This is a genomic window from Kribbella sp. NPDC050124 (genome assembly GCF_044460355.1).
Lineage (GTDB): Bacteria > Actinomycetota > Actinomycetes > Propionibacteriales > Kribbellaceae > Kribbella.
The window spans coordinates 46,533-72,484 of record NZ_JBITJU010000008.1; the positions used below are offsets into that span (position 1 = coordinate 46,533).

Genomic DNA, 25,952 nt, shown 5'->3' on the forward strand with positions numbered 1-25,952 from the left:
TCACGCCTCCACCTTGACCAGTGCGCGGATCCAGAAGGCGCCGACGACGATCAGCGCGGCACCGCCGGCCACCATCATCAGACCGACCGGTGTGTTGAACAGCGGACTCATGTACTCCGGTTTCGTCGTCGTCATCCAGATCCCGAGCAGGATCGGCAGGCAGACGATGATGTAGCCGGACAACCGGCCCTCGGCGCTGAGTGCGCGGACGTGGCGGCGGGTCTGGGCGCGCTCGCGCATGGTGTCGACCGTGTTCTTCAGGACCTCGGCCAGGTTGCCTCCGACCTCCCGCTGGATCCGGGTGGCCATCACCACCCAGCGCAGGTCCTCGCACTGCATCCGGCCGGCGACGCGGTTGAGCCCGTCCTCGAGCTCGACCCCGATCCTGGTCTCCGCCAGCGCCCGGGAGAACTCGGCCGCGGCGGGTTGCGTGCCGTCGCGAACGACAGCGTCGACGGCTTGCGCCAGCGAGAATCCGGAGCGGAGGGATCCGACGATCAGTTGCAGTACGTCGGGGAGCTGCTCGCTGAACGCGGCCCGGCGGCGTGAGATGCGGATGCTGAGGAACACGTGCTGAGCGAGCCAGCCCGCGACGAGTCCGATCGGCAGACTCAGCAGTGGGTGCAGCCCGACCAGCGTTACGGCGACCGCCAGCGCAGCACTGGCGCAGAGGGTCAGCACCGTCCACTCGGCCGGCGTACGTTTCACGTCGGCGAGGTCGAGCCGGTTGGCGAGTCCTTGCTCTGCTCCGCTGGACCGCAGGACCTGGCCGACGACTCCGATCGCCGTCTGGGCGGCAGCGCCCGCGGAAGGGTCCTGCTGACGAGCATCCTGGCGCGGCCCGTAGTGACTCACCTGCTGGACCAGGCGGCGACCGGTTTCGTCGCGTGCCCCCTGCCAGCGCAGGAGGATCACAGCGAGCAGCACCACCAGGAAGACGCCGCCGAGGAGGCCCAGGCGCTGCCAGGACCAGACAGGTCGGTGAGCTGGCTGGGTAGCGTTGGACGGCGCCGGTGTGGCCTTAGCGGGCGGCGGGGTGACGGCGGCAAAGGTCACCGAGCTCTTCGCGCTGACCGAGCCGATGGTGACCCGCAGCATCACCTGACGACCGGCGAGCTCCGGCGGTACGTCGAAGTCGACCTTCGCGCGGGCCGTGAAGTTGCGCGCCACGGCAGCGAACGCCGCCGTCAGTTCACCGGCGTTCTGGGCAGCGAAGGTCCGCCCACCCGCGGCCGACGCGATCTGCTGGGCAGCCGACGCATCACCGCTGCCGTACCGGAAGGCGACCACGTCAGCCGGGATGCGATCGGCTCTTAGCTGACCGGTGACTGATGCCAGCGCGGCCTTGCTGGACGTGTCCACGCCATCGGACAGCACGACCAGCCTGCGCTGGGCCGTCGGGCCGAGCCGGGCGGCGTCGAGTGCGGCGACGGCTGCGCGGACCGCGTCGTACAGGGCGGTGTCCCCGACGGCTTGGACTCGCGCCAGCGCGTTGCGAACCGTGTTGCGGCTCGTCGTGGGCGCGACGACCAGCCGCGGTTGGTCGGAGAACGTCAGCAAACCGGCCTGTACGTCGGTCGGCAGGCTGGCGAGGTAGCTCAGTGCGGCCTGACGCGCGGCGGCGATTCCGGTCCCGGCCATCGAGCCGCTGGTGTCCAGCACGATCATCACCGCCCGCGGCGGAGCTGCGGCGGCCTTTGTGCTGCTGAGCGGAGTCACGCGGACCGGCAGGGCGGTGCGGTCGGCGTGGACGCGGACGGTGCCCGAGTCCAGCCGTCCAGAGACGTTGGCGGTGGTGAGGACGAAGCCTGCCTTCCCAGGGCTGACCTGGACGGAGTCGATGCGAGCTGACGGGTCGCCGTCCGCGTGTGCGCTGGCTGGGAGGACGGCCGCCAGGCCGACGACCACGACCGCAAGCAATGAACGCAGGGTCTTTCTCATCGCGCGACCTCTTCCATGCCGAACATCCGCGGTGGCAGGTAGATGCCCTGGTCGGCCAGCCGGTCGAGGAAGCCCGGGCGCAAGCCGGTGCCGCGGAGCGAGCCCCGGAACCGGCCGTGCTCGTCGACGCCGGCGTGGAAGTCGAACACGAACAGGTCCTGCAGCGTGATGACGTCGCCCTCCATGCCGTTCACCTCGGTGATGTGGGTGATCCGGCGGGATCCGTCCTTCAGACGGGTCTGGTGCACGATGAGGTCGATCGCCGAGGCCATCTGCTCACGGATCGCCCGTTGCGGCAGGTCGACGCCGGCCATCAGCACCATCGTCTCCAGCCGGGACAGCGAGTCCCGGGGTGCGTTGGAGTGCACCGTCGTGATCGAGCCGTCGTGGCCGGTGTTCATGGCCTGCAACATGTCCAGAGCGGCGCCGTCACGGACCTCGCCGATGATGATGCGGTCGGGACGCATCCGCAGCGAGTTGCGCACCAGGTCGCGGATCGCGATCTCGCCCCGGGCCTCCACGTTGGACGGCCGGGACTCCAGCCGCAGGACGTGGTCCTGCCGCAGCTGCAGCTCGGCTGCGTCCTCGATCGTGACGATCCGCTCGTCGTCGGGCAGGAACGAGGACAGCACGTTCAGCGTCGTCGTCTTCCCGGAGCCGGTGCCGCCGCCGATCAGGATGTTCAGCCGGCCCCGCACACAGGCCTGGAGCAGGTCGGCGACCGGACCGGTCAGCGTGCCGAACGAGATCAGGTCGTTGACGGTGAACGGGTCGTTCGAGAACTTCCGGATCGTGAGCAGCGAACCGTCCAGCGCGATCGGCGGTACGACGGCGTTCACCCGGCTGCCGTCGGGCAGCCGAGCGTCCACCATCGGGCTGGCCTCGTCGACGCGGCGCCCGATCCGGGCCACGATCTTGTCGATGGTGCGGCGCAGGTGGCTCTCGTCGGTGAACGCGGCGTCGACCGGAACCAGTCGCCCGTCGCGCTCGACGTAGATCTGGTCGTGGCCGTTGACCATGATCTCGGAGACACCTGCGTCGCGCAGGTAGGGCTCGAGCGGGCCGTGGCCGAGGATCTCGTCGGCGACCTCCTGCGCCACCCGGGTGCGGTCGGCAGCGGTCATCGGGGTGTCGTCGCGCTGCAGCACTGCCTGCAGGGTCTGGGTGACCTTCTGCTCGAGCTCGTGCTGGTCGAGGTGGGCGTCGTACAGCTTGGGGCCCAATGCGTCCAGCAGGCCTTGATGCACACTGCGCTTCACGCCGGCGAACGGGTCTGCGTTCCGCGCGGCGCGGCGCGGGACTTCAGGAGCCGGAGCGGGGACCGGCCGGACTGCAGGGCCTTGCCGCTGAGCCAGCCGTTCGGACAGGTTCATCATCGCCTCCCCGCGCCCCGCCGTACGGCGAAGGCCTTGTGCCGGGCCGGTGCGGTCAGGCTCAGGAGACGCTCGCGGGCGAACCGGGTGATCGCCTGGCTGACCGGGTGAGCCGGCGTCGCGATCACGATCGGCGTGCCCTTGTTGATCGAGATCGGCACGTTGCGGCTGGACGGCACCTGCGCGCTGATCGTGCTGCGCACCACGCGCTCGACGTCGCTCGAGGAGAGCCCGACCTTCGCGTCGGAGCGGTTGAACACGATCGAGCGGATGTCGCGTGAGTAGGACAGCAGGTCGAGCATGTCCAGCGTGATCCGCATGTTCTTCAGCGCCGGGGTGTCCGGCGTCGTGAGCAGCACGTGGTGGTCGGAGGCGTCCATCGCGGTCAGCACGTGCTCGCTGAACTGGGCCGGGGTGTCGACCACGACGAAGTCGAACATGCCACGCAGTACGGCGAGCAGCTCGCCGACCAACGCCGCCGGGATCTTCTCCGCATCGCCCGGCGTCACCGGTGCCAGCAGCATGTCCAGACCGGGCCGGTACTGCGTCAGCAGCGAGGCGGCACCGGTTGTGTCGAGGTGACCGGCCATCGGCAGCGCGTCGCTGATCGTGCGGACCGGCTCGAGCTGGACGTTGATCGCCACATCGCCGAAGGCCAGGTCGAGGTCGAGAACACACACCCGCTGGTCGCCGGCGGCCAACGCCGCGGCGAGGTTGATCGCAAAGGTGGTCTTGCCGCAACCGCCCTTGGCCGCGAACACGGTGACGACCTTGCCCTGCGGTGTGTTCGCCGGCTCGTCGATCGCACGCACGTGTCCCGACAGCGCCCGCGATCGGTCGCAGGCGGCGAGCAGCGCCGCGTCATCTCCGGCGGTGACAACTTCACGGACGCCGGCTCGCAGCGCCTCCGTGAGCAGGTCGACGTCGACGTGCCGCCGTACCAGGATCACGCCTACTGCCGGCCGGTCGATCCGCAGGTGCGCGGTGAACCTGAGCGCGTCGTCCTTCTCGGTGTCCGGGCCCACGACGACCAGGTCCTCGAAGGGGGCGTCGGTCAGGGCGCGCTGTGCAGCGTCGAGGTCGTCGACGGTGCTTGCTGTCGTCTCGCCGGGCCAGGCGGCCAGTCGGCAAAGGATGGTCATCGCGATCGCCTCACTTCTTCTTCGCCGCGGGCGGGAACATCGGTACGACGTGGTCGTCGGGTGTGACCTTGGCCGACGGACCGAGCAGTGCCAGGTACGGCAGTGCTGTCTGGGTCAGCAGGATCAGGCGCTCGGCGTCGTCCTGGTTGACCGCGAAGGTCACCAGTGTCTGCTCGTTCTGGGCGGCGGCGGATCGCTGCGACACGGTGCTGTTCTTGGATTCGTCGTCCGGCAGCGTCGACGTCGCCGGACCCATCGCGATCACTCGCACCTTGGGCACCACGACGCGGGTGTTGCCGACGCCCTTGCCGGTCTGCTGCTTGTGTGGACCGGTGCAGTTCGGCTGCGCACTGACTTCGGCGGTGGAACCGGTGACCACGGTGCCGAAGACCGCGACGTCGGATCCGACGCGGACGTTGCCGGCGACGAGCTCCGGCGCACAAAGGGTGATCGTGACCGCCACCTTGCCCTCCGGAATCACCAGCCCACCCGGAGCCTGTGCGGTGGACACCAGCATCGACTTCAGGATCACCTCGCCGGGGTTGAGGTCGGTCGAGGTGACCAGCTCCTCCTGGGCGGTGGTGATCTCGGAGACGGCCTCGGTCGACACCGAGGAGGCCGGCAGCGTCTCCGTGCGCAATGACGCCTTCGCGTCAGCCACCTTGGTTCCGGACGGAATCGCCTTGTCCGCAACGAGAACGGTGACCGCCTGCTGCCCCGCCACCGCGCGGGCGTCCGCGTTGTTGACGTAGACGAGGACGGCAAGCGTTCCGAGCACGGCCAGCGCCACCGCCATCACGATGGTCAAAACCCTACGTTTCATGACTTTCTCTCTTCTGCTGGCGGTACTAGCCGGCGAGCTTGATGGCGGTGGCGCCGAAGTACGTGCCGCCGCCGACGGTCGTGGACATCGGCACGAGTGCCTGGGTGAAGTGCCCGAAGATGCAGGACGGTGTGGTCTTGCCGTTTGGGCAGTCGGCCTTGCTGAACCCGGACGGGATCTCGTCCTTGAGCGGGTTCATGTTCGCGTAGCCGGTCAGCACGAAGGCGGCCAGACCGACCAGGTGGTACGTCGCCCCGCTGCCGGTCCCCGTCGTCGTGTCGAAGATCGGGATGAAGATCGGCGCCCCGCTCGCGATGTACGACGTCAAGATGTCCTGGCACGCCTTGGAGATGTTCTTGCCCGGGTCGCTTCCGGTGACGTAACCGGACTGCGTGAGGTCGACGTCCGCCGTACAGTCGCCGCTGTCGCTGAGCCAGCCGAACTCACCGGGACGGCTCAGACCGTCGCACGTCGGCGCGTTGGGTGCGTCGCGGACGAAGATCCTGACGTCGGTGCCGAAGGTCGGCGGGGTGCCGCCGGTGGCCTGGGTCCAGGCACACAGCGACAGCGTCATCGCCAGCGACTTCGAGGCCGCCATCGCGGGTCCCCAGCTCGCGCGGGCACAGGCCAGAACCGTGTCGCCCTGGTAGCCGGCGTTGCCGGTGAGAGCTCTCGCGAAGACCGGCGGCAGCAGTGAGGAGCCCCCGGCGGTTCTGGTGGCGGTGTGGACGTCGACGTAGTTGGTGTCCGCACCCGGCGCGGCCGGGCAGTCGACGATCGTGCCTGAGGACGCCGGGCAGCCGGGCAGTCCACCCTTGACGACGTCGCGGCCGCAGACCAGGGTCACGGCCGACGCACCGTCCTTGGCGTTCAGGTTCGCGTAGGTGCTCGCGGTGCCGGGCGCGCACGCGGGTCCGACGACGCAGCTCTTCGCGACGGCGAGCGAGCCGGCGTCGGCGCCGTTCTGCAGTCCGGCGCGCTCGTGGTAGATCATGCCGACGTCGATGACCAGCGCGGCCATGCCGAGCAGTACGCCGCCCCCGAGCAGCACGCTGACCAGGATGCCGACGGCCCCTCGGTCGTCGGCCCCGAGCAGCCGCTTCATCGGCCGGACGAGCCGGTCCACTAGGTCTCGCATGGCATGACTCCGTTCGCGGACAACGTGACCTGACCGCTCAAGCCGCTGCCGCCGACAAGACTGACGATGTTCCCGAAACCGGGTGTGAACGAGAAGCTGTAGGTGGTCTGCACACTGCCGTTGCTTGCCGGACCGGCACCGACCGGACAGGACGACTGGATCGCCACGCCGACAGGGCTCAGCCCGGTTGCGGCGGCCTGCGTGCGACTCGCCACGTCGGGTTGCCCGAGTGCCACCAGCCGAGCGCCTTCGCGTGCGGCCTGGGTGAGCGTGATCTGCGCGTTGAGCAGCCGGCCGAAGTCGACGATGCCCAGCACCAGCAGCAACAGCAGGGGAAGCAGAAGCGCGAACTCGACGGCGGTGGCGCCGCGGTCCGCGCTGCTGCCCCCATGCACCGACGAGGGCAGCATGCGGCGTACCCGTGCCGCGGTGCGAGATGTCCGGCCGTGGTGAGTCTCCCCGCCGCGGTCCCCTCGTCTCGGATACATGAGATCTCCTGGTTGGTGAAAGTCTTCAGAAGCTGCCGACGACGTCGGTGTACAACTGGGCGATGGCCGGGCCGAACAGGATCAGCGCCGGCACGACCACGATGGCGATCAGCATCAGCAGCAGGCCGTACTCGACCATGGCCGCGCCGCGGTCGCCGTGGGCAGCCTGGCTGCCGAAGCGCAAGAGCTGGCGCATCGGAACTCCTCGCTGGGCGGGGTGGTTGCGGCCCGATGGAATCTGACCGGGCCGCACCACCCAGGTGGACGGCAGACCGCTCTCAGAGGCTGGCGGTGACCGTGGCGAACAGGGCGGCGATGGCCGTGCCCAGCGGGCCCGCCGCGGCGGCCACGATGACGGCGATCAGGGCGACCAGCAGGCCGTACTCGACCATGGACGCACCGCGGTCGCTGCGACGGAGCTGCTTGGTGTAGGTCTGCACGAAGGTGACCAGGTTCTTACGCATGTGGAACTCCTCCTTCAATGGCGGGCGTTGAGTCCCACCGTTCTGGTCGAGCGGCTCGGTGCCGCCCGGTACCGGAACTGTGGTGGATGGTTGCCTCGTCGCGGCATCGGGCGATCGGCCAGAACGCGATGGACGATGGGACCACAGCAGGCGACGCGCCTGTCGGCCGATCGGCCGACACCGTCAGCCAGTTGGTCGGACGGACGGCCGGGCTTCGGCACCGGGCGGCCAGTTCTGCCGGCAGGTGGTTCTGCGGTTGGCGCGCGCGAAGTTAGCTTCGCCGGTATGAACCTCACCTGGACAGTCGCCGGCGGTGTGCTCGGCTTCGCCGCAGGCATGGGGCTGCGCGCCACGGTGTACCGGCTGTCCGTGGCAGTCGGCGAACGCACTGCCTGCCCGCACTGCGGCGTACCCATCACCGGACGTGCTCGCTGCGCAGGCTGTCGCAGCTGGTACGGCGCACCGCTCGTGCTCGAGCTGGTCACTGCCGTCGTGCTCGCCTTGCTGTTCTCGCGGTTCGCCGGTCTGCCCGATGCGGCCGCATTCGCCTTCATCGGGGCAGTCGGCGTGGCGCTGGCGGCTGTCGACCTCGCCGTACAACGGCTGCCCGACCGACTGACGCTGCCGCTGTATCCAGGCCTGATCGCGCTCCTCGGACTGGCGGCGCTGATCGACGGACACCCGGCTCAACTGTTCCGTGCACTGCTCGGCGGAGTGGTGCTCGGAGGCGGCTACCTGGTGCTTGGGCTGTTGGGCCGCGGTCAGCTCGGCGGCGGCGACATCAAGCTCGCCGGCGGACTCGGCATCGCGCTCGGCTGGCTGGGATGGTCGACCCTGTTCGCCGGAGCGGTCCTGGGATTCGTGCTGATGGGCGTGGTCAGTTTGGTGCTGCTGATCGCCCGCCGGGTCACTCTGCGGCACGCGGTCAGCTTCGGCCCGTTCATGCTCGGCGGCGCGTTGGTCGCCGTACTGACGAGTGCTTGAGAGTCCTCGACACCGCGCTGCCGGACGGCAAGTGGCACCCGTCAGGACTTCGCTCAGTCCCCGGGAGGCCGAGGTGCTGGCGTTGCTCGGCCAAGGCCTGTCCATGGCCGCCCATCGGCGCGACGACCTGCCTGAACCTCCGTCGGGAACTTGATTACCAAACGTTCAACCAACTCGGGTGGAAAGCACCTCGGAAGATTCCGTAACGGGCTGTAGGACTCTCGCGATCTCAGTTACAGCAGGTGACACTACGGAGCTTCTCCAGCTGGGGGATCGAGGAGAGATTCATGGGGGACCGACTATGCAGAGCTCGATCAGAGTTGTCGTTGTCGACGGCCACACGCTGACGAGGTACGGGCTGATCCGGCTCGTCGGCGCCGACGACGACATCACGATCGTCGGCGAGTGCGCGCTCGCCGCCGAGGCGCCGGCTCTGGTCGGGTCCACTCGCCCGGACGTCGTCGTACTCGACGTCGCGCTCCCGGACGCCGACGGGCTCCAGCTCGCTCGTGAGCTCCGCGACCGGCATGCCGACCTCGGCATCGTCGTACTCACGGCCCAGGCCGAGGACGACGTGCTGTTCCGGGCCCTGGAGACCGGCGTCTCCGCCTTCGTCGGCAAGACCGCCCCGAACACCGAGGTTCTCGGGGCGATCCGGCACGCCGCCGTGGCCGCCGCCTCCTTCACCGCAACCGGCCTGGCCCTGGCCCTCGCCCGCCGCGGCAGCTTCGCCGGTACTCCGGGAGTCGTGCTGAGTCCACGCGAGTGCGAAGTCCTCGCGCTCCTGGCCACAGGCCTTTCCGTGCCGGCGATCGCCGGCACGATGTTCGTCAGCCTCTCGACGGCGAAGACCTATGTCTCCCGCGTCTACGACAAGCTCGGCGCGACGAACCGCGCCAACGCGATCATGACCGCACTCCGCCTCGGCCTGATCAAACCGGAACTCACCGTCTCGGCCTGACGATTGCCTAAGGCACCAGGACGAGTCGGCCGCGGACGCCGCCTTTGGCGAGCCTGTTGTAGGCCGTCGGTGCTTCGTGCAGGGGATAGGTCTCGGCGACTCGCGTCGCGATCACTCCCGCCTCGGCGAGCTCGACGAGCTCCGCGAGTTCCGCGCGGTTGGCGTGGACGAAGATCTGGTGGACGGTGATGCCGCGCAGGTGCGGTGGAGTCGGGCCTGCCTGTACGTGCGCGTGTGGTGGCTGCTGGTGACACTCTCGGAGAGTTACTCTCTGCGGGGAAGTGCGCACTTCGAAGTGCGCACCGCACGGTGAGGAGAGCCATGCCCACGCATACCGCCGCCCAGCGCCGCGAGGAAGCCGTCCGCGAGTACGACGCCTTCCTGGCCACCTGCCCGGCCCGGCAACTGCTCGACCGGATCAGCGACAAGTGGGTCACCCTGATCATCACCGCCCTGGCCGACGGACCGCAGCGGTACTCGGACCTGTCCCGCCGGATCGCCGGCGTCAGCCAGAAGATGCTCACCCAGACCCTGCGCTCCCTCGAACGCGACGGCCTGCTGACCCGCTCGGTCACCCCGTCGGTACCAGTACGCGTCGACTACGAGCTGACACCGCTCGGCCGGACCCTGCTGCCCCTGATCGCCGCGATCAAGGGGTGGGCCGAGTCCCACGTGCCCGAGGTCGCGGCCGCCCGCACCCAGTACGACGTGGACCTCCCAGCGTGACCGACCGCCGCGTCGTCGTACTGGTCGTGCCTGCCTCTGGGAGTTGGGCGCCACCGGGCCGGGACCCGGAAGCCTGGCGTCTCGCGCTCGCCGAGGACACCTACGAAGTCCTGGCCGCCCTCGATCGCGTCGACGTTGCCGTAGCTGTCTCAGGTGGCGACGACGCCGCGGTGGCCGAGGTAGCTGCCCTCACCTGGCCTGGCACTCCCGTCTTCGCCGTGGACTCCGTGCTCGACGCGGTAGCCCTCGCCGGCCCCGCGGCTGCGGTAGTGGCTGTGAGTCACGACGTACCCGACCTGCCTGGCCTCCTCATCGGCAAGCTCTTCCGCGCCCTCAGCACCGCCGACATCGCCATCACCCCGTCCGAGGACGGCACCCTCGCCGCCATCGGCGTCAACATCCCGATCGCCGACTGGGTCGCCACCGCCGCCCCCACCTTCGACACCCGCCTCTCGGACCTGGAGTCCCACAAACCCCGCCGCCACGCCGTAGCCATCGGCCCCGGCTGGCACCGTCTGCAATCGCCCGCTGACATAGCGCGACTGGATCCCGGCCTCGAAGGCTGGGACGCAACAAGATCCATACTTCGTCACCCCTGACCCGTCACCTTCCCCCTCCCCACTCGTTCACCAGGCAGCGGGATTTCTGGAGGAACCGCCGCCAAGGTGTCGATGCCGTTCAGGGGCGGCACCCGACACCCCGGCGGCGGCCCCCACCAGCAAGCCCAGCAACACCGTGCAGCCGGACCGTGGACCGGCAGCACGACACGACCACGGGGGAACGCCACACAACCAGCACCAACGCAGGGCACGGGGACTGCAGTACGACGGGGGAGCCACGGGGGAACGCCGTACGACCAGCGCTCACGGGGGAGCGCCGTACGACGAAGGCTCAACTGGAACGCAGCACGGGGGATGTGGAGCACAGTACGACGGGGGACAGCGGGCCAACGGGAAAGCAGCAAGGTGCACGTCGACGGGGGCGACAAGCACTCACGGGGGAATTCGGGGCTGCAGTTGGAGGGTTCACGGGGGCTGTCGTAGGCGAATCCCGGGGATGCAGTACGACGGGGCTCCCCGGGCGAAGCGCACTACGACAGGCCCACCTGGCAGAGCGCAGTACGACGGGGCAGCAGGTCAACGGGGGAGCAGGAACGTGCGTGTCGACACGGGGTCGACGCGCACGGGAATGCAGTGCACGGGGGCGAAGGGGTCGTAATGCACGAGGGACGACGGGCGCGGGGATCACGGGGGACGAGGGGCGGGGATTACGGGGAGGGAAGTGCCACGGGGGCGGGGGAAGCAAGCGGCAGGTGTTGAGGGCCGCTTGTCTGAGGGGGTGCGGGCCGGCTTGAATCAGCCGGCCCGCAGCCTCGACGTGGGTCAGCGGGCGGGCTGCTAGCTACCAAGTGGGTTTGTTGTGAGCGCGAGGCGGTGGCGGGTTCTGGTGACCAGGTCCTGGACGCTGTGGTCGACGTCTGGCAGGGCTTCTATCGGGAACCAGGCGAGGTCGTGCGCCTCCTCGCTCACGACGTAGTTCGTTGCGCCGGTCGCCGTCACCAGGAACTGAACGTCAAGGTGGTACGCGCCTGCGCATCCGCCGGCCAGTAGTTGGTGGCGCGAAAGCTGTATGGGGCTCGGGTCGATGGATAGGCCAGTCAAGCCCGACTCCTCGGTTGCTTCTCGCAGTGCGGCGCCGGCGAGGGTTGTGTCACCAGCCTCGCAGTGGCCGCCGAGTTGGAGCCATTGGCCGACTGTCTTGTGCAAGGTCAGCAGCACCCTGCTCCCGGACGCATCGATTACCAGGGCGCTGGATGTCACATGCTCCGGCCGGCAGCTCCGCCACATCCCGTCCGCGTGCTCGCTCAGATGCCTCAGATAATGCGCCCGCAACGCCTCCTGCTCCTCGTCCGGCGCACTCCACCCCTCTAACGTCTCCACAGCATCCCCAAGCAGCACCCCGCCAGTCTCCCCCATTCCACTGACGACAGCACCCGGCGCCCGGTCCGGGTGGGACTGGGCGCCGGTGGGGTGGGATGGGGTTACTTGGGGGTGTCGGGGTTGTTGTCTTGGTCGTCTTCGGTGGGGAGGAAGTCGGTGATGTCGATGTCGGCCAGTTCGCCGGCGTGTTGGGCGAAGCCGATGGGGTCGTCGAGGTCGGAAGCGCTGGGGAGGAGGTCGGGGTGGGACCAGAGCTCGTCGCGGCCCTCGACTCCGCGGGCGTCGCGTACGGCGGCCCACAGGTTGGCGGCGTCGCGGAGACGACGCGGGCGGAGTTGGAGGCCGACCAGGGTGGCGAACGTCTGCTCGGCCGGACCACCAGCGGCGCGGCGACGCCGTACTGTCTCGGCGAGTTGGACTGCGGCCGGCATCCGGTCCTTGGTGGACTGCCGTACGACGTCGTCCACCCAGCCCTCGACCAGTGCGAGCGCGGTCTCCAGGCGGACCAGGGCTGCCTTCTGCTGCTCGGAGTCCTCCGGCTCGAACAGGCCGCCCGCGAGCGCCTCTTGCATGGCTTCCGGGTTCTGCGGGTCGATGTCGGCCATCGCGCGCTCGATCTTGCCGGTGTCGACCTCGATGCCCGCTGCGTAGTCGGCTACGGCGGCGAGTACGTGCTGGCGCAGCCAGGGCACCCCGGCGTACAGCCGCTGGTGAGCGACCTCGCGCAGCGCGAGGTACAGGCGGACGTCCTCGTCGGCCAGCCCCAGGCCTTCTGCGAACTTCGCGACGTTGTCCGGGAGTAGTACAGCCTGTCCGGTCGGCCCGAGCGGCAGCCCGATGTCGGACGAGCTCACCACCTCGCCGGCCAGCTCACCAAGCGCTTGACCAACCTGCGCGCCGAAGATCGAGCCGCCCAGCTGCCGCAGCATGCCCGCCATCGGCCCGGCCAGCTGCTGGGCCTCGGCAGGCAGCGCGTTGCCCATGGCACCGGCGACGTGTTCGGCGACCGGGTCGACGATCGTCTGCCAGACCGGCAGCGTGTTCTCCACCCACTCGGCTCGGCTCCAGGCCGCGGAGGTCGTGGACGCCTCCGGCAGCGTGGTCGCCTCGTCCAGCCAGTGCTCGGCGAGCCGGACCGCGTCGGCCACCCGGTCCGAGTCGGTCGGCGTGATCGATCGGTCCCCGCCGGCGGACACGGTCTTGCGGGCGATGTCCTTGGCCAGGTCCCAGTTCACCGGCTTCCCGTCGCCGGAACCGCTGAGCAGCTGCTGGACCTGCGCGAAGATCGCGTTCAGGTCGGGAGCGCCGCCCGCGCCGGCCGCACCGGAGAACTGCTGGAACATGGCCTCGAACGGAGTTCCCTTGAACGGGTTGTCCGGTTCGTCGCTCATCGGAGTGGGCCTTCCTGTGCGGGTGGGGCGTACAACTCCAACGTACTGGTTCCACCCGCCGGTTCCTCCCCCGGCGAACGCATTACCCCTCTACTTCGCCCCTGGCAGACCCCTGACTTTCCCCGACCTTCCCGGGCTCGGGAGGCCGTGGAGTGGCCGGGCGTACGGCGTGCGGCCCGGGTGGGGGAGAATTGTGGGCGTTGGGGGTGGATTGTGGTTGGGTGGGGGACTCTGGTGGGAGGAGGGACGGATGAGCGGCGCGATCAGGTTGCTGGACGTGCGGGACGGGGTGCTGTCCTGCGATGAGGTGCTGGCCGCTATCGCGGATCCGACCGCCGGCGGTACTGCTCTCTTCATCGGCACTGTGCGCAACCATGACCACGAGAAGCCGGTGGATCGACTGAGCTACGAGGCTCACCCGGATGCGCTGAAGCACCTGCAGGCGGTTGCGGAGCGTGTTTGCGAGGATCCGGCTGTGACCGCGCTGGCCGCCGTACACCGGACCGGGGACCTGAAGATCGGGGACGCCGCAGTGATCGTCGCGGTGGCCGCGTCGCACCGGGACGTTGCGTTCGCCGCCTGCCGGCGGCTGATCGACGATCTCAAGGCCGAGGTTCCGATTTGGAAACACCAGCACTTCAGCGACGGTGCCAGCGAGTGGGTCGGCGCTCACTGACCCGTACGCTGGGCGCATGAGGGTGTCCGGATGAAGGTTTTGGCGTGGCTGGCGTTCCCGCTGGTCGCCACGCTCCTGGCCATGGGCTGGGCCGCGTGGCGCGGGCGGAGCCGTGGTCCGCGCCGGTCCGGCGGCGCCTTCGCATCGGTCGAGGACTTCCGCCGCTTCAACGAGACCCTCGCCGCGCCCGGCCCGCGAGCCACTCCGGAGCGGCGTCGTGGCCCGTTCCGCCGCGCCACCAGGAAGCTCGGTTCGGCCGAGACGTTCGGTTCCACCAAGATCGCAGGGCAGGGTTCGTGACACGTCGTACCGCCACGCTGGTCGCTTCGATCGTCGTGCTCGTCATCTCGCTCGGGCTGGTCACCGCCTTCCCGGTGCCGTTCGTCTCGTTCAGCCCGGGGCCTGTGAAGAACACCCTCGGCGAGTCCAAGGGCAAGCCCGTGATCGAGATCAGCGGGCACGAGACGTTCCCGACCACCGGCCAGCTCGACCTGACCACCGTGTCGGTCACCTCGCCCGAGCGTGAGCTCACCCTGCCGCAGGCGATGCGCAACTGGCTCGACCCGCACCACGACCTGTTCCCGCGCGACATCATCTACCCGCCGGACCAGAGCGCCGACGAGGTCGAGGAGCAGAACACCGCGGAGATGACCGGCTCGCAGGACAGCGCGATCGCCGCCGCTCTGCAGGCAGCCAAGGTGCCGTTCCACCCGAAGGTCTCGACCGTGGCCAAGGACTCTCCGGCGGACGGCAAGCTCAAGCCGGGCGACGTCGTACTCGCGGTCGATGGGCAGGCGGTGTCGCAGGTCGCGCAGGTGGGCGAACTCGTCCGCAAGCACAAGGTCGGCGAGGACGTGATCTTCCTGATCCGCCGCGGCACCGCCGAGCAGACCGTGCTGCTGAAGACCGCGGCCACGCCGGGCGAGGCCACCCGCCCGATGGTCGGCATCACCATCGGCATCGACTCGCAGGTGAAGGTCACGGTCAACCTCGGCCAGGACATCGGCGGCCCGAGCGCCGGCACGATGTTCGCGCTGGCCATCTACGACAAGCTGACACCGGGAGCGTTGCTGGACGGCAAGCACGTGGCCGGCACCGGGACCATCGATGCCCTCGGCCAGGTCGGGGCGATCGGCGGGATCCAGCAGAAGATCGCCGGCGCCAAGGAGGACGGGGCAACCGTCTTCCTGGTCCCGGGACCGAACTGTGAGGCCGCGCTGCACGCGGACGTGAAGGACATCCAGTTGGTGAAGATCACCACGCTGAACGAGGCGATCGGCGCCCTGCAGGCGTTGTCCAGCGGAAACGGATCGGTCCCGACATGTACGCCGTGAGGCACCCGAACGTACTGGCCAGCCGAAGGGGAGATCAGGCGGCATGGATTCCGTAGGCACTCTGCCTCCCGACGCGCTGAGCCGCGCGGTGATCGAGATCGAGAAGCACGTGAGCAGCGCGGGCTGGGACCAGCCCGCGCAACTGTTCGCGCTGGTCCCGACCGATGAACTGCTGCGCGCCGAGCCGCAACTGGCCGCCGAGCTCGGCGCTGAGGACGCTTCCCAGCCGCTGACCCCGGTCGCGCAGGGCGAGCTGCCCGGCGGTCTCGAGGACGAGCATCTGGCCGACGCCCTGGGCCGCATCGAGTGGCCGGACGGCGTCAGCGGCTGTGCACTCGCGATCGAGCGGGTCGTGCTGCCGGCGTCGGCCGAAGCCGGTCTCTCAGGGGCCGAGTCCGACGCGGAGCTCGTCCGGATGGCGGGCAGCGATCCGCGCCGCCACGAGGTCCGGATGGTCGCCGCGGTCCTGCGCGAAGGCACCCGGTTCGGGGCCGTCCGGCTACGTTCACATGACGAGGACAGCGCCGTGCTGACCGGCACCGACTTGGTCCCCACGCTGTGCGAAGTACTGTCTTTGACATTCGAACCTTCGGTCGGCATCCGGCCGGGCGAAGGTCCTGGGGTCGACGGCATCAGTGACGACGAGGAGAACCGACCATGAGCGACGGCGTCTACGACATGCCGGAGGAGCCGCGGCGACCGCGGCGAACATCTGGCGGACGGCCCCGGGCACTGCTGCCGACGATCGCGACGCTGATCGTCCTGCTCATCCTGTTCAGCGTCTTCACCGACGTCTGGACGCAGCGGCTGTGGTACCGCTCGGTGGACCTGGGCTCGGTCTTCAGCACAGTGCTCGGGACCCGGGTGCTGCTGTTCTTCGTGATCGGCCTGCTGATGGCCGCGGCTGTGGTCGCGAACATCATCATCGCGTTCCGCACCCGGCCGCGGGTCGCCCTCGCGCCGTCGCCGAGCCCCGGCTTCGAGCGGTACGGCGACCTGCTGCAGCAGCGCGGCAAGATCGCCATCGGCGTGATCGCGACCCTGATGCTCGTGTTCGGCGGCTCGGCCGCGTCGGGGGAGTGGAAGGTCTTCCTGGCCTGGCGGAACCGGACCCCGTTCGGGGTCACCGACAAGCACTTCAACAAGGACATCGCTTTCTTCGTCTTCGACTACCCGTGGCTGCGCGTCCTCCTCGGCTTCGGCTACTCGATCGTGCTGCTGTCGCTGGTCGCGGCAGTCATCACGCATTACCTGTACGGCGGCTTCCGTCCGTCCGCCAAGGGTCAGAAGGCGTCCGGTGCGGCGCAGGTGCAGTTCTCCGTGCTGCTCGGGCTGCTGGTCCTGCTCAAGGCGTTCAGCTACTGGCTGGACCGCTACGGGCTGACGACGTCGGAGAGCAGGCTGTTCACCGGTATCTCCTACACAGGTGACAACGCGGTCTTGCCCAGCAAGGAGATCCTCGCGGTCATCGCTGTGCTGTGCGCTGGCCTGTTCTTCGCCAACGTGGTCCGCCGGACCTGGCTGCTGCCGGGGGTGGGGACCGTCGTACTGATCCTGTCGGCGATCCTGCTCGGTGCGTTGTGGCCGGCGGCCCTGCAGCAACTGCGGGTGCGGCCGAGCGAGCCGGTGCGTGAGGCGCCGTACATCACCAAGAACATCCAGGCGACGCGTGAGGCGTACGGCCTGGAGGACAGCGAGGTCATCAACTACCAGGCCAAGACGACGGCGACCCCGGCCGAGCTCGCGCGTGACGCCGAGGTCCTGCCCGGTATCCGGCTGATCGACCCGAGCGTGGTCGGGCCGACATTCGAGCAGCTGCAACAGGTCCGGGGCTTCTACTCGTTCCCGACCGACCTCGACGTCGACCGGTACAAGATCCGCAACGAGGTCAAGGACACCGTGATCGCGGTCCGCGAGGTGCAGGTCGACCGCCTGCCGGCAGGTCAGCGCAACTGGAACAACGACCACACCGTCTACACCCACGGCTACGGCGTCGTCGCGGCGAACGGTAACCAGCGCGCGGTGGACGGTGCGCCGGTCTGGTCGGAGAAGGACCTGCCGCCGACCGGTGACCTCGGTGACTACGAGCCGCGGATCTACTTCGGCGAGCAGTCCCCGGACTACTCGATCGTCGGCGGCCCGAAGGGCGGGCAGGCGGTCGAGCTGGACACGCCGGAAGGCAAGAACGGCGGCGACCCGACGCTGAACACCTACGCCGGCAAGGGCGGCGTGCCGGTCGGCACGTTCTTCAACCGGCTGCTCTACGCCACCAAGTTCCGGGACGCGAACATCCTGCTGTCCAGCCGGGTGAACACCGAGTCGAAGATCCTCTACGACCGCAACCCGCGGGAACGCGTCGAGAAGGCCGCGCCCTGGCTGACTCCGGACGGCGACCCGTACCCGGCCATCGTGGACGGCCAGGTCGTCTGGATCGTCGACGGCTACACCACCTCGGCGAACTACCCGTACTCCGAGAAGGTCGCCCTGGACGACAGCACCCGGGACACCACCACCGGCCGCGGCACCATCGCGCAGCAGCCGAGTGAGGAGATCAACTACATCCGCAACTCGGTCAAGGCTGTCGTCAACGCGTACGACGGCTCGGTCGAGCTGTACGCCTGGGACGAGGACGACCCGGTCCTGAAGACCTGGATGAAGGCCTTCCCGGGCACGGTCAAGCCGCGCGCGGACATCTCGCCCCAGCTGATGTCGCACCTGCGCTACCCGGAGGACATGTTCAAGGTTCAGCGCGACCTGCTGGCCAAGTACCACGTGCAGGACTCGACCACCTGGTACCAGAACAGCGATCTGTGGCGCGTCCCGGCGGACCCGACCGCGGTCTCGTCCGGTGCGGACTCGTCGGCTCAAGTGAAACAACCTCCGTTCTATCTCTCGCTGCGGATGCCCGACCAGGACGCTCCGAAGTTCTCTCTCACCTCGGTGTACGTGCCGAACGCGGAACGGGAGAACCTGACCGCGTTCATGGCCGTCGATGCCGAGGCGACCTCGCCGGACTACGGCAAGTTCCGGATCCTTCGACTACCCGGGAACGTGCAGATCCCCGGTCCTGGACAGGTGTTCAACAAGTTCCAGACCGATGACGGGATCAGAACCGCGCTGCTCCCGATCAACCAGCCGACCAGCGGCGCCAGAGCGCAGTTCGGCAACCTGCTGACGCTGCCGCTCGGTGGTGGTCTGCTCTACGTCCAGCCCGTCTACTCGGTCCGGACCAGTGGTCCTGGTAGCTATCCGGTGCTCCGGTACGTGCTGGTCTCCTTCGGCGACCGCGTCGCCTACGGCAGCACGCTGCAGGAGGCGCTGACCAAGGTGTTCGACACCAACGTCAGCACCGGTGAGCAACCACCGAACCAGAACCCCAACCAGAACCCGCCGACCACCAACCAGACGGTCAGACAGGCGCTGGCTCAGGCACAGGCGGCGTACGCGGCGGCCACGGCAGCCTTGCAGGCCGGGAACCTCGCCGAGTACCAGAAGCAGGTCAACCTGATGAAGTTGGCGATCGACCGCGCCGTGGCGGCAGGAGCCACACCGACGCCGAGCACACCGGCGCCGAGCGGTGCCCCGACCACGGCACCGTCCGCGACACCGGCACCGTCCGCGACACCGGCACCGTCCACTCCACCGTCGTCGCCGTCAGGCTGATTCGACGGCTGCTCATCGGGGGCGGCGACACCGACTTCGAGTCGGGGTCGCCGCCCCGTGTCATTGCCTGCGGCATCAGTTGCCTGAGGCACTGACTGGGCTCAGCCCTCCGGATGGAAGCCCGTCGCCGTGTCGAGGAGATCCTGCTCGGAGAAACGCCCGCGATCGAGGGACACCTCGGCTGCCACCCCCGGCGCGACGAGGTAGAACACCTCGTCGCCGTCGGCGATCAGACCGTCGTACTCGCCGACTTTGACCGGGCGCAGCTCCCAGGTCTCCGGATCCTTCTCCTCGTACTCGGCCAGGAAGGCCTTCAGCGCCTCGAGATCCGTCAGTTTCTCGCCGCGCAGCGTCTTCACCGTGAGATCGACCTTGTAGGCGCCCTCGGGATCAGGCCCGGTCTCCCAGACCCGGCTGTGGAAGCTGATGTCCTCCCACTCGTACTCGAAGTCGGTCGGCGTGCCGATGCCGGCCGGAAGGTGCTCGATGACGAAGCCGTCCAAGATGTCCGCCCTCTGCTCGGTCGATGGGGGAGCCACGACGTACTCGGGACGCGGCTCGGCGGCGGCCGGGGTGGCCGTCCAGGCGCCGAGTGTGGCGAGGACCGCCGCGGTCCCGATCACGATACGACGGGCCGGTGGGATGACTCGGGAACCAAGGGAAGAACGCGACATGGCTGCCTCCTGAGCAACGTCGACGCCCCGCTGCAGAGCGTCTTCTTGCCTTGGAAGATGCACCGATCGCCGCCCTTCCCGGTCGGCGAATTCGAAGCTGTGGAAAAGCTTCGTTCAGAACCCGATCAGGCGATGGAGCCGGTAGAAGGTCTGCTGAAATCCGAGCCGCGGCCACGTCCGCGACGACAACAGGTTCGTCACCCGCCAGTCGGTGACCACGGACGTGTAGCCGGTGTCAGCTGCCCACTGCAACACCGCCTCACCCAGCGCGCGCCCAGCGCCGTGACCCCGTGCCTCCGGCAGTACGGCGGCGAAGCCCAAGAAGCCCGCGTTGTCCGGTCGAGCCAGCCCACTGTGCGCACTCGACTTCTCCAGTGAGCACCCGACCGACGAGCCGATCACGCGACCGTCGTACTCGGCGACGAAGGTCGCGTAGTCCTGGTCGTCGATCGACTCCTCCCAGTCGGCCAGCGCTTCCTCGAGCGTGGGCAACTCGCCGGCGTTGAACACCGGCGAGCGTCCCTGGTGCAGCGGCAGCACCAGGTCGAGCTCGGCCAGTACGGCGATGTCGTCGCGCGTGGCACGCCGTACTGTCAGATCAGCTGGTGCGACCAGCGGTGTGCTCGGCGCCGGCTGGATGGCGTGTGCGTGCTGCGAGCCGAAGCCCAGCCGGAACCACGCGTCCACCAGGTCCGCATCGTCCGGCACCAGCGCGTAGTGCGCCGTGCGGCCCTCGTCCACCCACTTGGCGGCGGCAACGGCGTACAGGTCGCGGATGTGTTCAGGCTCACGTACAGCGTGGCCGGCGGCTTCGACCCAGACGTTGGGACCCCAGGACTTGGCCTTAGGCACACCCAGCACGTAGCCGGTCACCTCGTTCGCCTCCGTCAGCACGGCGCCGGACGCGCTCTCGCTCTCCCAGAGCGCTGTGACCTCGACCACTGCGAGCTGCTCGTCCTCATAGTCCGCCGGCAGCAGAGGGTGCCGCTTCCGGTGCTCTTTGTGCCGCTCCGCGAGCAGCCGGGCCGCCGCGGGCAGATCCGCCTCCTCGAACGGGCGGATGACGTGTCGGGCCATACCCGGAAGGTACGCCGTACCACCCGCAGCTGGCACGGGGTTTGAGTCACCCAGCACCGCCCGGGGAGCCGATTTGGTTGCTCGGCCCCGATCCACTAAACTAAAACCACAACGACGCGGGGTGGAGCAGCTCGGTAGCTCGCTGGGCTCATAACCCAGAGGTCGCAGGTTCAAATCCTGCCCCCGCTACGGAAGAAGGCCCGGACCATCAGGTCCGGGCCTTCGCTTTGTGTGGGGCTGACCCTCCGGCTGGTGGACCATCGGCAGAGGGGATCGGATGAGCACCCACGATGTGCCTCGCGACGGCGGCGGGCAGGTTGTGTGGGATGCCGCGGTGGTTGGGTGGTGGTTGGGGCGGGTCCGGGGTGACGGTGGGTTCGGCAGTCAGTCGAACCAGGGAGAGCATCATGACGTCATCGTTGAGGGGACAGGACGTCGGGAGGAGCCCGTCTTCACCGGAAGGACCCGGTGGGCGGCGGCGCTGCTGGTGACGGTGGGCACTGCGTTGCAGGTTGTGGAGTCGTTGATCGGTGCACTAGCGCTCCTGCTGGTCGTCAGGCGGAGATGCTCAGCCTGACGGATAGCCCGAGGTGGTCGGAGAGGTCGGGGCGGTCGGTGAAGAGCAGGTCGGCTGACTCGACGTTGATCGCTCCCGTGACCAGGACGAAGTCGATGCACTGAGAGGTGCGGCCCGGCGGGAGGTACTCGGCGCGGAACGTCGGGGGACAGGCGCCGGCGAAGGCATCCACCAGGAACGCTTTCGCGATGAAGGTTCGGAACAGGTCGCTGTCCCGCGGCACGTTGAAGTCGCCGCACACGATCGCCGGTCCGGGTAGTGCGTCGACAATATCCGCGAGTACGGCGAGCTGCTCGCGATGCGTGCCGTAGAAGCGATTGGACTCCGACCAGTCCCCGTCCACGTTGGCAGTCGGATGCGTGTTGACGACGTATCCGACCGGCAAGCGCGTGACCAGGGTGCCCTTGAACATCGACGGGAAGCGGACGTAGTCCGTGGCCTCGACCGGTCGGCGCGAGAAGGTCACCAACCCGCCGGCAGGCCCGACCAGCGACCGCCGGTAGCTGATCCACCGGTACGACGGCATCCATCGCACCAACTGCCTCAGGTGGTAGTACGTCAACACTTCCTGCACGTTGACGACATCCACGTCCGACGCCTCGAATTCACGCCCGATCACGCCGTAGCGCGCACGCAACTGTGATCCGACGACCGGGATCCCGCGGGTGTTGAAAGTTGCAACGGACAACCTGTGCATACGCCTCCAGTCGTAGGTCGGATCAGGGTACGGCTCGGCCTAAACCCCGATGTGGTCACCGTGGGGCAATCAGTAGCTTGCGGGGTGTGATGACTTATGAGGTGGTGATCCGGGGCGGGGAGCTCGACCTGCAGGAGATGGTGGCTCGGGTTTTGTGTCCGGTGGAGGGGCACGCGGGGCCGTGTGAGGTGCCGTGGGGGTTCTCGGTGAGTGGGGACGACGACCTGGTGCTGGGGATCTACGCGTCGCCGGCGAAGGCAACTGAGGTGGTGGAGCGGGTGCAGGAGGTCGTCGGCGGGCGGGAGGTCGTGCTGACGCCGGCGCCGGCGGATCACTTCGAAGAGCTGGAAGAGCAGTACCGGATCGAGCACGGCGGCTGATACTGGGCTCGTGGACGCTATTGCCGAGGCCAGGAGTGCGTACGACGTACGCCGGTGGGCACGGGCGTACGAGCTGTTCGCCGCGGCGGACGGCCTCGACGCCGACGACCTGGATCGGTACGCCGTCGCGGCGATGCTGGTGGGCCGAATGGACGACTACCACGCCATCCGCGAGCGCGCCTACGAGCAACTGCTAGCCCAAGGCGACCTGCTGGGCGCGGGCGGCGCAGCGCTCTGGACCGGCATGCAGCGGATGGTCGAGGGCGATGTCGTCGTCGGTGGCGGCTGGCTGGCGCGTGCGGCCCGGCTGATCGAGGAGGACGGCACCGACTCGGTGCCGGCGGCAGTACTGCGGATGAGCCAGGCCTTCCAGGCCTCAGAGCTCGAGCAAGCGATCGCGATCGTCGGAGAGGCGGTCGCAGCCGGTCGCCGACTCGGCAGCAAAGACCTGGTCGGGCTGGCGCTGCACCAGCAAGGGCTGCTCCTGCTGGAGGCCGGCCGCTCGACTGAAGGCCTGGCCAGACTGGACGAGGCCATGGTCGAGCTGGCGTCCGGTGAGCTGTCGCCGATGGTGACCGGCATCGTCTACTGCGGTGCGATCACCGGCTGCTGGACGGTGTACGAGCTGGGCCGCGCGGAGGCGTGGACTGCCGCGATGACGCGCTGGTGCGACAGCCAGCCCGAGCTGGGCAACTTCACCGGTGAGTGCAAGGTACGGCGGGCCGAGCTCAAGCAACTGCGTGGCGACTGGACCGATGCCCGCGAGGACCTGGCCCGCGTGAACCAGGTCGACCTGTGGGCCGTCGGGTTCGCGGCCTATGTCCGGGGGAATCTCGACCGGCTCCAGGGTCACTTCGCGGATGCCGAGGAGTGCTTCACCGAGGCGAGCCGGCTCGGCACCGACCCGCAGCCTGGGCTGGCCCTGCTGCGGCTCCAGCAGGGCAGTGTGCAGGCGGCCGCGGCGATGATCCGGCGCTGCCTGTCCGAGGCGCAGGAGGACGCGAAGCGCATCGAGGTGCTGTTCGCCGCGACCGAGATCCTGCTGGCGGCGGGGGACACCAAGGCAGCCGCATCAGCGGTCGAGAACCTGAGCGTCCTCGCGGACAAGTGCCGCACCGCGGTGGTCGGCGCACTGTGCGAACAGGCCCAAGCGATGGTCCAGCTCGCCGGAGATCACCCGGAGGCCGCGCTCACCCCGGCGCGTGCCGCGCTGAGACAGTGGGTCGAGCTGCGAGCGCCGTACCAGGAGGCTCGCACGCGGTTGCTGATCTCGGACGCTTGCCGCGCGCTCGGCGACGCCGAGTCGGCAGACCGGGAGACTGTGACTGCGCTCGCGACGCTCGAGAAGCTCGGCGCGAAGACCGACCTGCACCGGCAGGACGGCCGGCTGACACAGCGCGAGATCGAGGTACTGCGTCTCGTCGCCACCGGAGCCACCAACCGGGCGATCGCGGCGAAGCTCGTGCTCAGCGAGCGGACCGTCGACCGGCACGTGAGCAACATCTTCACCAAGCTCGGCGTCTCGTCGCGCTCAGCGGCCACGGCGTACGGCTTCGAGCACAAGCTCGTCTGACCGGTACCCATTCCAGCGGTTGGGTGATTTCGCGGACGCGCCGCCCGAGCCTGGATTCCTACCTTCGAAGCACCACCGAAGGAGGGGACCATGAGGTACGAGACAGTAGTGATCGGAGCCGGGCAAGCCGGTCTGTCGGCGGGTTACCACCTGGCGCAGCGCGGCAAACCGTTCGTCATCCTGGACGGTGCCGACCGGGTCGGCGGGTCGTGGCTGAACCGCTGGGACTCGCTAGCCCTGTTCACGCCGTCCAGTCGCAACAACCTGCCCGGCGAGAAGTTCGGCGGTGGCCACACCTTCGCGTCCAAGGACGAGTTGGTCGCCTACCTGGAGGGGTACGCCGAACGGCACGCGCTGCCGATCCGCCTCGGCGTCAGGGTGGACGGCCTGTTCCGTGAGGGCGACGGCTACCGGGTCACCGCCGGCATCGAGTCGTTCGAGGCGAACAACGTGATCGTGGCGACCGGCTTCCACCGGGTGCCGAAGGTCCCCGACTTCGCCGGTGAACTGTCGCCGGACATCGTCCAGCTGCACTCGGCCGACTACCGCAACCCCGGCCAGTTGCAGCCGGGGACCGTGCTGATCGTCGGCGCGGCGAACTCCGGCGCCGAGATCGGGGTCGAGGTCGGCAAGACGCACAAGGTGCTGCTGGCCGGCCGGAACGTCGGCTACATCCCGATCGAGATCCGCGGCTGGCAGGGCCGGCTGGCCTTTCCGCTGATCTGGTGGGTCTGGGAGCACGTCCTGACCGAGGACAAGAAGCCGGGCCGCAAGGTGCAGGCCGAGGCGCTCGAGGGACACGGCGAGTTCCTGATCCGGCAGAAGGAGAAGGACCTCCTTGCCGTCGGCATCGAACGCGTCGCGCGCATCGGCGCGGTCGCCGACGGCCGGCCGCAGACCGAGGACGGCGACCTGCTCGACGTCGCGAACGTCATCTGGGCTACCGGGTTCCGGCCGGACTTCGGCTGGATCGACCTGCCCGGCCTGGACTCGTCCGGGCGGCTCGCGAACGAGCGCGGCGCGGTCCCCGGGCAGCCGGGGCTCTACGTGCTGGGGCAGGAGTTCCAGTACATGTTCAACTCGCACACCATCGGCGGAGTCGGCAAGGACGCGGCGTACGTCGTCCGGCAGATCGCCGGCCGGAGCGTCTTGACCTCAAGCGTGGTTTAGCTACCACGATCGGGGTCATGAAGATCGAAGGACAGATCCCGAGCCAGGCCGACGTCGACGCGATCCGGGCGCTGGTCGACGCCGTACAGGATGCCCAGAGCAGGGAGGACGTGGACGCGTTCATCGCGTTGTTCCGCAAGGACGCGCTGTGGGTGACCGGGCACGGAAAGCGGCTGTACGGGCGGGACACCATCGCGGAGTTCACCAGCCGGGTGCTGCCCGGGGCGATGCGGGACTCGTACGCGACCTACGTCCCGGACCACCTGCTGTTCGTCCGGCCGGACATCGCGGTCGTCAACGTCAACCAGACCTACCAACGCCGCGAGGGCTCCACCACCGAACTGGCGGTGGAGCACGGCAGCCCTGTCTACTTCCTCGCCAAGGACGACGGGACCTGGCAGATCGCCGCCGCGCAGAACACTGTGGTCGTGACTACTTGACCGCGAGCTCGCCGAGCTCGGACCACTCGTTCTGGGGGAGCTTGAAGTTGACGATCCGCGGCGTCTCGACCAGGTACTGCGGCAGGTGCTGCTGAGCCGCCTTGAAGTGGTCCGAGGTGACGTGCGCGGTGGCCGCGTCGTCGTCGGCGAAGGCCTCGACCAGCACGTACTCGTCGGTGTCGTCGATCGAGCGGGACCAGTCGAACCACAGGCACCCGGGCTCGGACCGGGTCGCCTGGGTGAACTCGGCGGTGATCGAGGGCCAGTTCGAGGCGTGCTCGGGCTGAACGCGGAACTTCGCGGTGATGAAGATCATGAGC

The 25,952-nt window shown here is 68.7% G+C and carries 28 protein-coding genes and 1 tRNA gene; 14 read left to right on the top strand and 15 right to left on the bottom strand.

Translation table 11 applies throughout. The annotated features are described in order from the left end of the window. The 8 genes from ACIBL3_RS19995 to ACIBL3_RS20030 form a co-directional block, all read right to left on the bottom strand. Positions 1-1,941, bottom strand: coding sequence for a VWA domain-containing protein (locus tag ACIBL3_RS19995; RefSeq protein ID WP_396354909.1), 1,941 nt, complete (start codon positions 1,939-1,941; stop codon positions 1-3). Further along, positions 1,938-3,314: a CpaF family protein gene (locus ACIBL3_RS20000; protein ID WP_396354910.1), complete on the bottom strand. Its 1,377-nt coding sequence runs from the start codon at positions 3,312-3,314 to the stop codon at positions 1,938-1,940. Before ACIBL3_RS20000 ends, ACIBL3_RS19995 begins: the two co-directional genes overlap by 4 nt. After that, positions 3,314-4,456, bottom strand: coding sequence for a CpaE family protein (locus tag ACIBL3_RS20005; RefSeq protein WP_396354911.1), 1,143 nt, complete (start codon positions 4,454-4,456; stop codon positions 3,314-3,316). Before ACIBL3_RS20005 ends, ACIBL3_RS20000 begins: the two co-directional genes overlap by 1 nt. Positions 4,457-4,466: 10 nt before the next feature. Further along, positions 4,467-5,279: a Flp pilus assembly protein CpaB gene (gene cpaB, locus ACIBL3_RS20010; RefSeq protein ID WP_396354912.1), complete on the bottom strand. Its 813-nt coding sequence runs from the start codon at positions 5,277-5,279 to the stop codon at positions 4,467-4,469. A 25-nt stretch (positions 5,280-5,304) separates the two neighbouring features. Beyond that, positions 5,305-6,417: a Tad domain-containing protein gene (locus ACIBL3_RS20015; RefSeq protein WP_396354914.1), complete on the bottom strand. Its 1,113-nt coding sequence runs from the start codon at positions 6,415-6,417 to the stop codon at positions 5,305-5,307. Continuing rightward, positions 6,405-6,905 (bottom strand): TadE/TadG family type IV pilus assembly protein, encoded by a 501-nt coding sequence (locus tag ACIBL3_RS20020; RefSeq protein WP_396354915.1) that lies wholly within the window; start codon positions 6,903-6,905, stop codon positions 6,405-6,407. Before ACIBL3_RS20020 ends, ACIBL3_RS20015 begins: the two co-directional genes overlap by 13 nt. Before the next feature lie 25 nt (positions 6,906-6,930). Continuing rightward, entirely contained in the window at positions 6,931-7,101 is a 171-nt protein-coding gene (locus ACIBL3_RS20025) for a Flp family type IVb pilin (RefSeq protein WP_396354916.1), read from the bottom strand. A gap of 82 nt (positions 7,102-7,183) precedes the next feature. Further along, positions 7,184-7,369 carry a Flp family type IVb pilin gene (locus ACIBL3_RS20030; protein WP_396354917.1) on the bottom strand — a complete coding sequence of 62 codons (186 nt, stop codon included), beginning with the start codon at positions 7,367-7,369 and terminating at the stop codon, positions 7,184-7,186. A gap of 285 nt (positions 7,370-7,654) precedes the next feature. Between ACIBL3_RS20030 and ACIBL3_RS20035 the strand changes: the two genes are divergently transcribed. Both ACIBL3_RS20035 and ACIBL3_RS20040 read left to right on the top strand, forming a co-directional pair. Further along, entirely contained in the window at positions 7,655-8,353 is a 699-nt protein-coding gene (locus ACIBL3_RS20035; protein WP_396354918.1) for a prepilin peptidase, read from the top strand. A gap of 301 nt (positions 8,354-8,654) precedes the next feature. Continuing rightward, positions 8,655-9,314, top strand: a complete 660-nt coding sequence (locus ACIBL3_RS20040; RefSeq protein ID WP_396354919.1) for a response regulator — start codon at positions 8,655-8,657, stop codon at positions 9,312-9,314. A 7-nt stretch (positions 9,315-9,321) separates the two neighbouring features. Here ACIBL3_RS20040 and ACIBL3_RS20045 read toward each other — a convergent pair whose 3' ends face one another. Then, on the bottom strand, positions 9,322-9,603 hold the full coding sequence (locus ACIBL3_RS20045; protein WP_396354920.1) for a zinc-binding dehydrogenase: 282 nt from the start codon (positions 9,601-9,603) through the stop codon (positions 9,322-9,324). A gap of 32 nt (positions 9,604-9,635) precedes the next feature. On the opposite strand from ACIBL3_RS20045, the gene ACIBL3_RS20050 reads away from it, so the two are divergent. Both ACIBL3_RS20050 and ACIBL3_RS20055 read left to right on the top strand, forming a co-directional pair. Continuing rightward, complete coding sequence (locus ACIBL3_RS20050) at positions 9,636-10,040, top strand: winged helix-turn-helix transcriptional regulator (RefSeq protein WP_396354921.1); 405 nt, start codon at positions 9,636-9,638, stop codon at positions 10,038-10,040. After that, positions 10,037-10,639, top strand: coding sequence for a DUF2064 domain-containing protein (locus ACIBL3_RS20055; RefSeq protein WP_396354922.1), 603 nt, complete (start codon positions 10,037-10,039; stop codon positions 10,637-10,639). The genes ACIBL3_RS20050 and ACIBL3_RS20055 overlap by 4 nt, the downstream gene beginning before the upstream one ends. 798 nt (positions 10,640-11,437) lie before the next feature. Here the strand turns inward: ACIBL3_RS20055 and ACIBL3_RS20060 are convergent. Both ACIBL3_RS20060 and ACIBL3_RS20065 read right to left on the bottom strand, forming a co-directional pair. Beyond that, positions 11,438-11,998: an NUDIX hydrolase gene (locus ACIBL3_RS20060; RefSeq protein ID WP_396354923.1), complete on the bottom strand. Its 561-nt coding sequence runs from the start codon at positions 11,996-11,998 to the stop codon at positions 11,438-11,440. A gap of 83 nt (positions 11,999-12,081) precedes the next feature. Continuing rightward, entirely contained in the window at positions 12,082-13,371 is a 1,290-nt protein-coding gene (locus ACIBL3_RS20065; RefSeq protein ID WP_396354924.1) for a zinc-dependent metalloprotease, read from the bottom strand. Positions 13,372-13,621: 250 nt separating this feature from the next. On the opposite strand from ACIBL3_RS20065, the gene ACIBL3_RS20070 reads away from it, so the two are divergent. Genes ACIBL3_RS20070 through ACIBL3_RS20090 form a run of 5 tightly spaced genes read left to right on the top strand, consistent with a single transcriptional unit; the run spans position 13,622 to position 19,044 of the window. Further along, positions 13,622-14,047 carry a molybdenum cofactor biosynthesis protein MoaE gene (locus tag ACIBL3_RS20070; RefSeq protein ID WP_396354925.1) on the top strand — a complete coding sequence of 142 codons (426 nt, stop codon included), beginning with the start codon at positions 13,622-13,624 and terminating at the stop codon, positions 14,045-14,047. Between the two features lie 30 nt (positions 14,048-14,077). Next, entirely contained in the window at positions 14,078-14,347 is a 270-nt protein-coding gene (locus ACIBL3_RS20075) for a hypothetical protein (protein ID WP_396354926.1), read from the top strand. Then, on the top strand, positions 14,344-15,381 hold the full coding sequence (locus ACIBL3_RS20080; RefSeq protein WP_396354927.1) for a PDZ domain-containing protein: 1,038 nt from the start codon (positions 14,344-14,346) through the stop codon (positions 15,379-15,381). Before ACIBL3_RS20075 ends, ACIBL3_RS20080 begins: the two co-directional genes overlap by 4 nt. 43 nt (positions 15,382-15,424) lie before the next feature. Continuing rightward, on the top strand, positions 15,425-16,042 hold the full coding sequence (locus ACIBL3_RS20085; RefSeq protein ID WP_396354928.1) for a PPA1309 family protein: 618 nt from the start codon (positions 15,425-15,427) through the stop codon (positions 16,040-16,042). Continuing rightward, a complete protein-coding gene (locus ACIBL3_RS20090) occupies positions 16,039-19,044 on the top strand; it encodes a UPF0182 family protein (protein ID WP_396354929.1) in 3,006 nt (1,001 codons plus the stop codon). The genes ACIBL3_RS20085 and ACIBL3_RS20090 overlap by 4 nt, the downstream gene beginning before the upstream one ends. Before the next feature lie 101 nt (positions 19,045-19,145). On the opposite strand, the gene ACIBL3_RS20095 is transcribed toward ACIBL3_RS20090, so the two are convergent. After that, a complete protein-coding gene (locus ACIBL3_RS20095) occupies positions 19,146-19,718 on the bottom strand; it encodes a hypothetical protein (protein ID WP_396354930.1) in 573 nt (190 codons plus the stop codon). A gap of 114 nt (positions 19,719-19,832) precedes the next feature. Beyond that, positions 19,833-20,795: a GNAT family N-acetyltransferase gene (locus tag ACIBL3_RS20100; protein WP_396354931.1), complete on the bottom strand. Its 963-nt coding sequence runs from the start codon at positions 20,793-20,795 to the stop codon at positions 19,833-19,835. A 115-nt stretch (positions 20,796-20,910) separates the two neighbouring features. On the opposite strand from ACIBL3_RS20100, the gene ACIBL3_RS20105 reads away from it, so the two are divergent. After that, positions 20,911-20,984: transfer RNA gene (locus ACIBL3_RS20105), tRNA-Met, on the top strand. A gap of 365 nt (positions 20,985-21,349) precedes the next feature. On the opposite strand, the gene ACIBL3_RS20110 is transcribed toward ACIBL3_RS20105, so the two are convergent. After that, complete coding sequence (locus tag ACIBL3_RS20110) at positions 21,350-22,069, bottom strand: endonuclease/exonuclease/phosphatase family protein (RefSeq protein ID WP_396354932.1); 720 nt, start codon at positions 22,067-22,069, stop codon at positions 21,350-21,352. A gap of 86 nt (positions 22,070-22,155) precedes the next feature. On the opposite strand from ACIBL3_RS20110, the gene ACIBL3_RS20115 reads away from it, so the two are divergent. From ACIBL3_RS20115 to ACIBL3_RS20130, 4 genes are all read left to right on the top strand, one after another. Beyond that, positions 22,156-22,449, top strand: a complete 294-nt coding sequence (locus tag ACIBL3_RS20115) for a hypothetical protein (RefSeq protein WP_396354933.1) — start codon at positions 22,156-22,158, stop codon at positions 22,447-22,449. A 10-nt stretch (positions 22,450-22,459) separates the two neighbouring features. Continuing rightward, on the top strand, positions 22,460-24,022 hold the full coding sequence (locus ACIBL3_RS20120) for a LuxR C-terminal-related transcriptional regulator (protein ID WP_396354934.1): 1,563 nt from the start codon (positions 22,460-22,462) through the stop codon (positions 24,020-24,022). A gap of 90 nt (positions 24,023-24,112) precedes the next feature. Continuing rightward, the gene (locus tag ACIBL3_RS20125; RefSeq protein ID WP_396354935.1) at positions 24,113-25,192 is read left to right on the top strand and encodes a flavin-containing monooxygenase; all 1,080 of its coding nucleotides are present in this window, start codon (positions 24,113-24,115) and stop codon (positions 25,190-25,192) included. A gap of 17 nt (positions 25,193-25,209) precedes the next feature. Next, positions 25,210-25,632 (top strand): SgcJ/EcaC family oxidoreductase, encoded by a 423-nt coding sequence (locus ACIBL3_RS20130; protein WP_396354936.1) that lies wholly within the window; start codon positions 25,210-25,212, stop codon positions 25,630-25,632. On the opposite strand, the gene ACIBL3_RS20135 is transcribed toward ACIBL3_RS20130, so the two are convergent. Then, positions 25,625-25,948 (bottom strand): putative quinol monooxygenase, encoded by a 324-nt coding sequence (locus ACIBL3_RS20135; RefSeq protein WP_396354937.1) that lies wholly within the window; start codon positions 25,946-25,948, stop codon positions 25,625-25,627. The two genes, ACIBL3_RS20130 and ACIBL3_RS20135, sit on opposite strands and share 8 nt — an antisense overlap. Between the last annotated feature and the right edge of the window lie 4 nt (positions 25,949-25,952).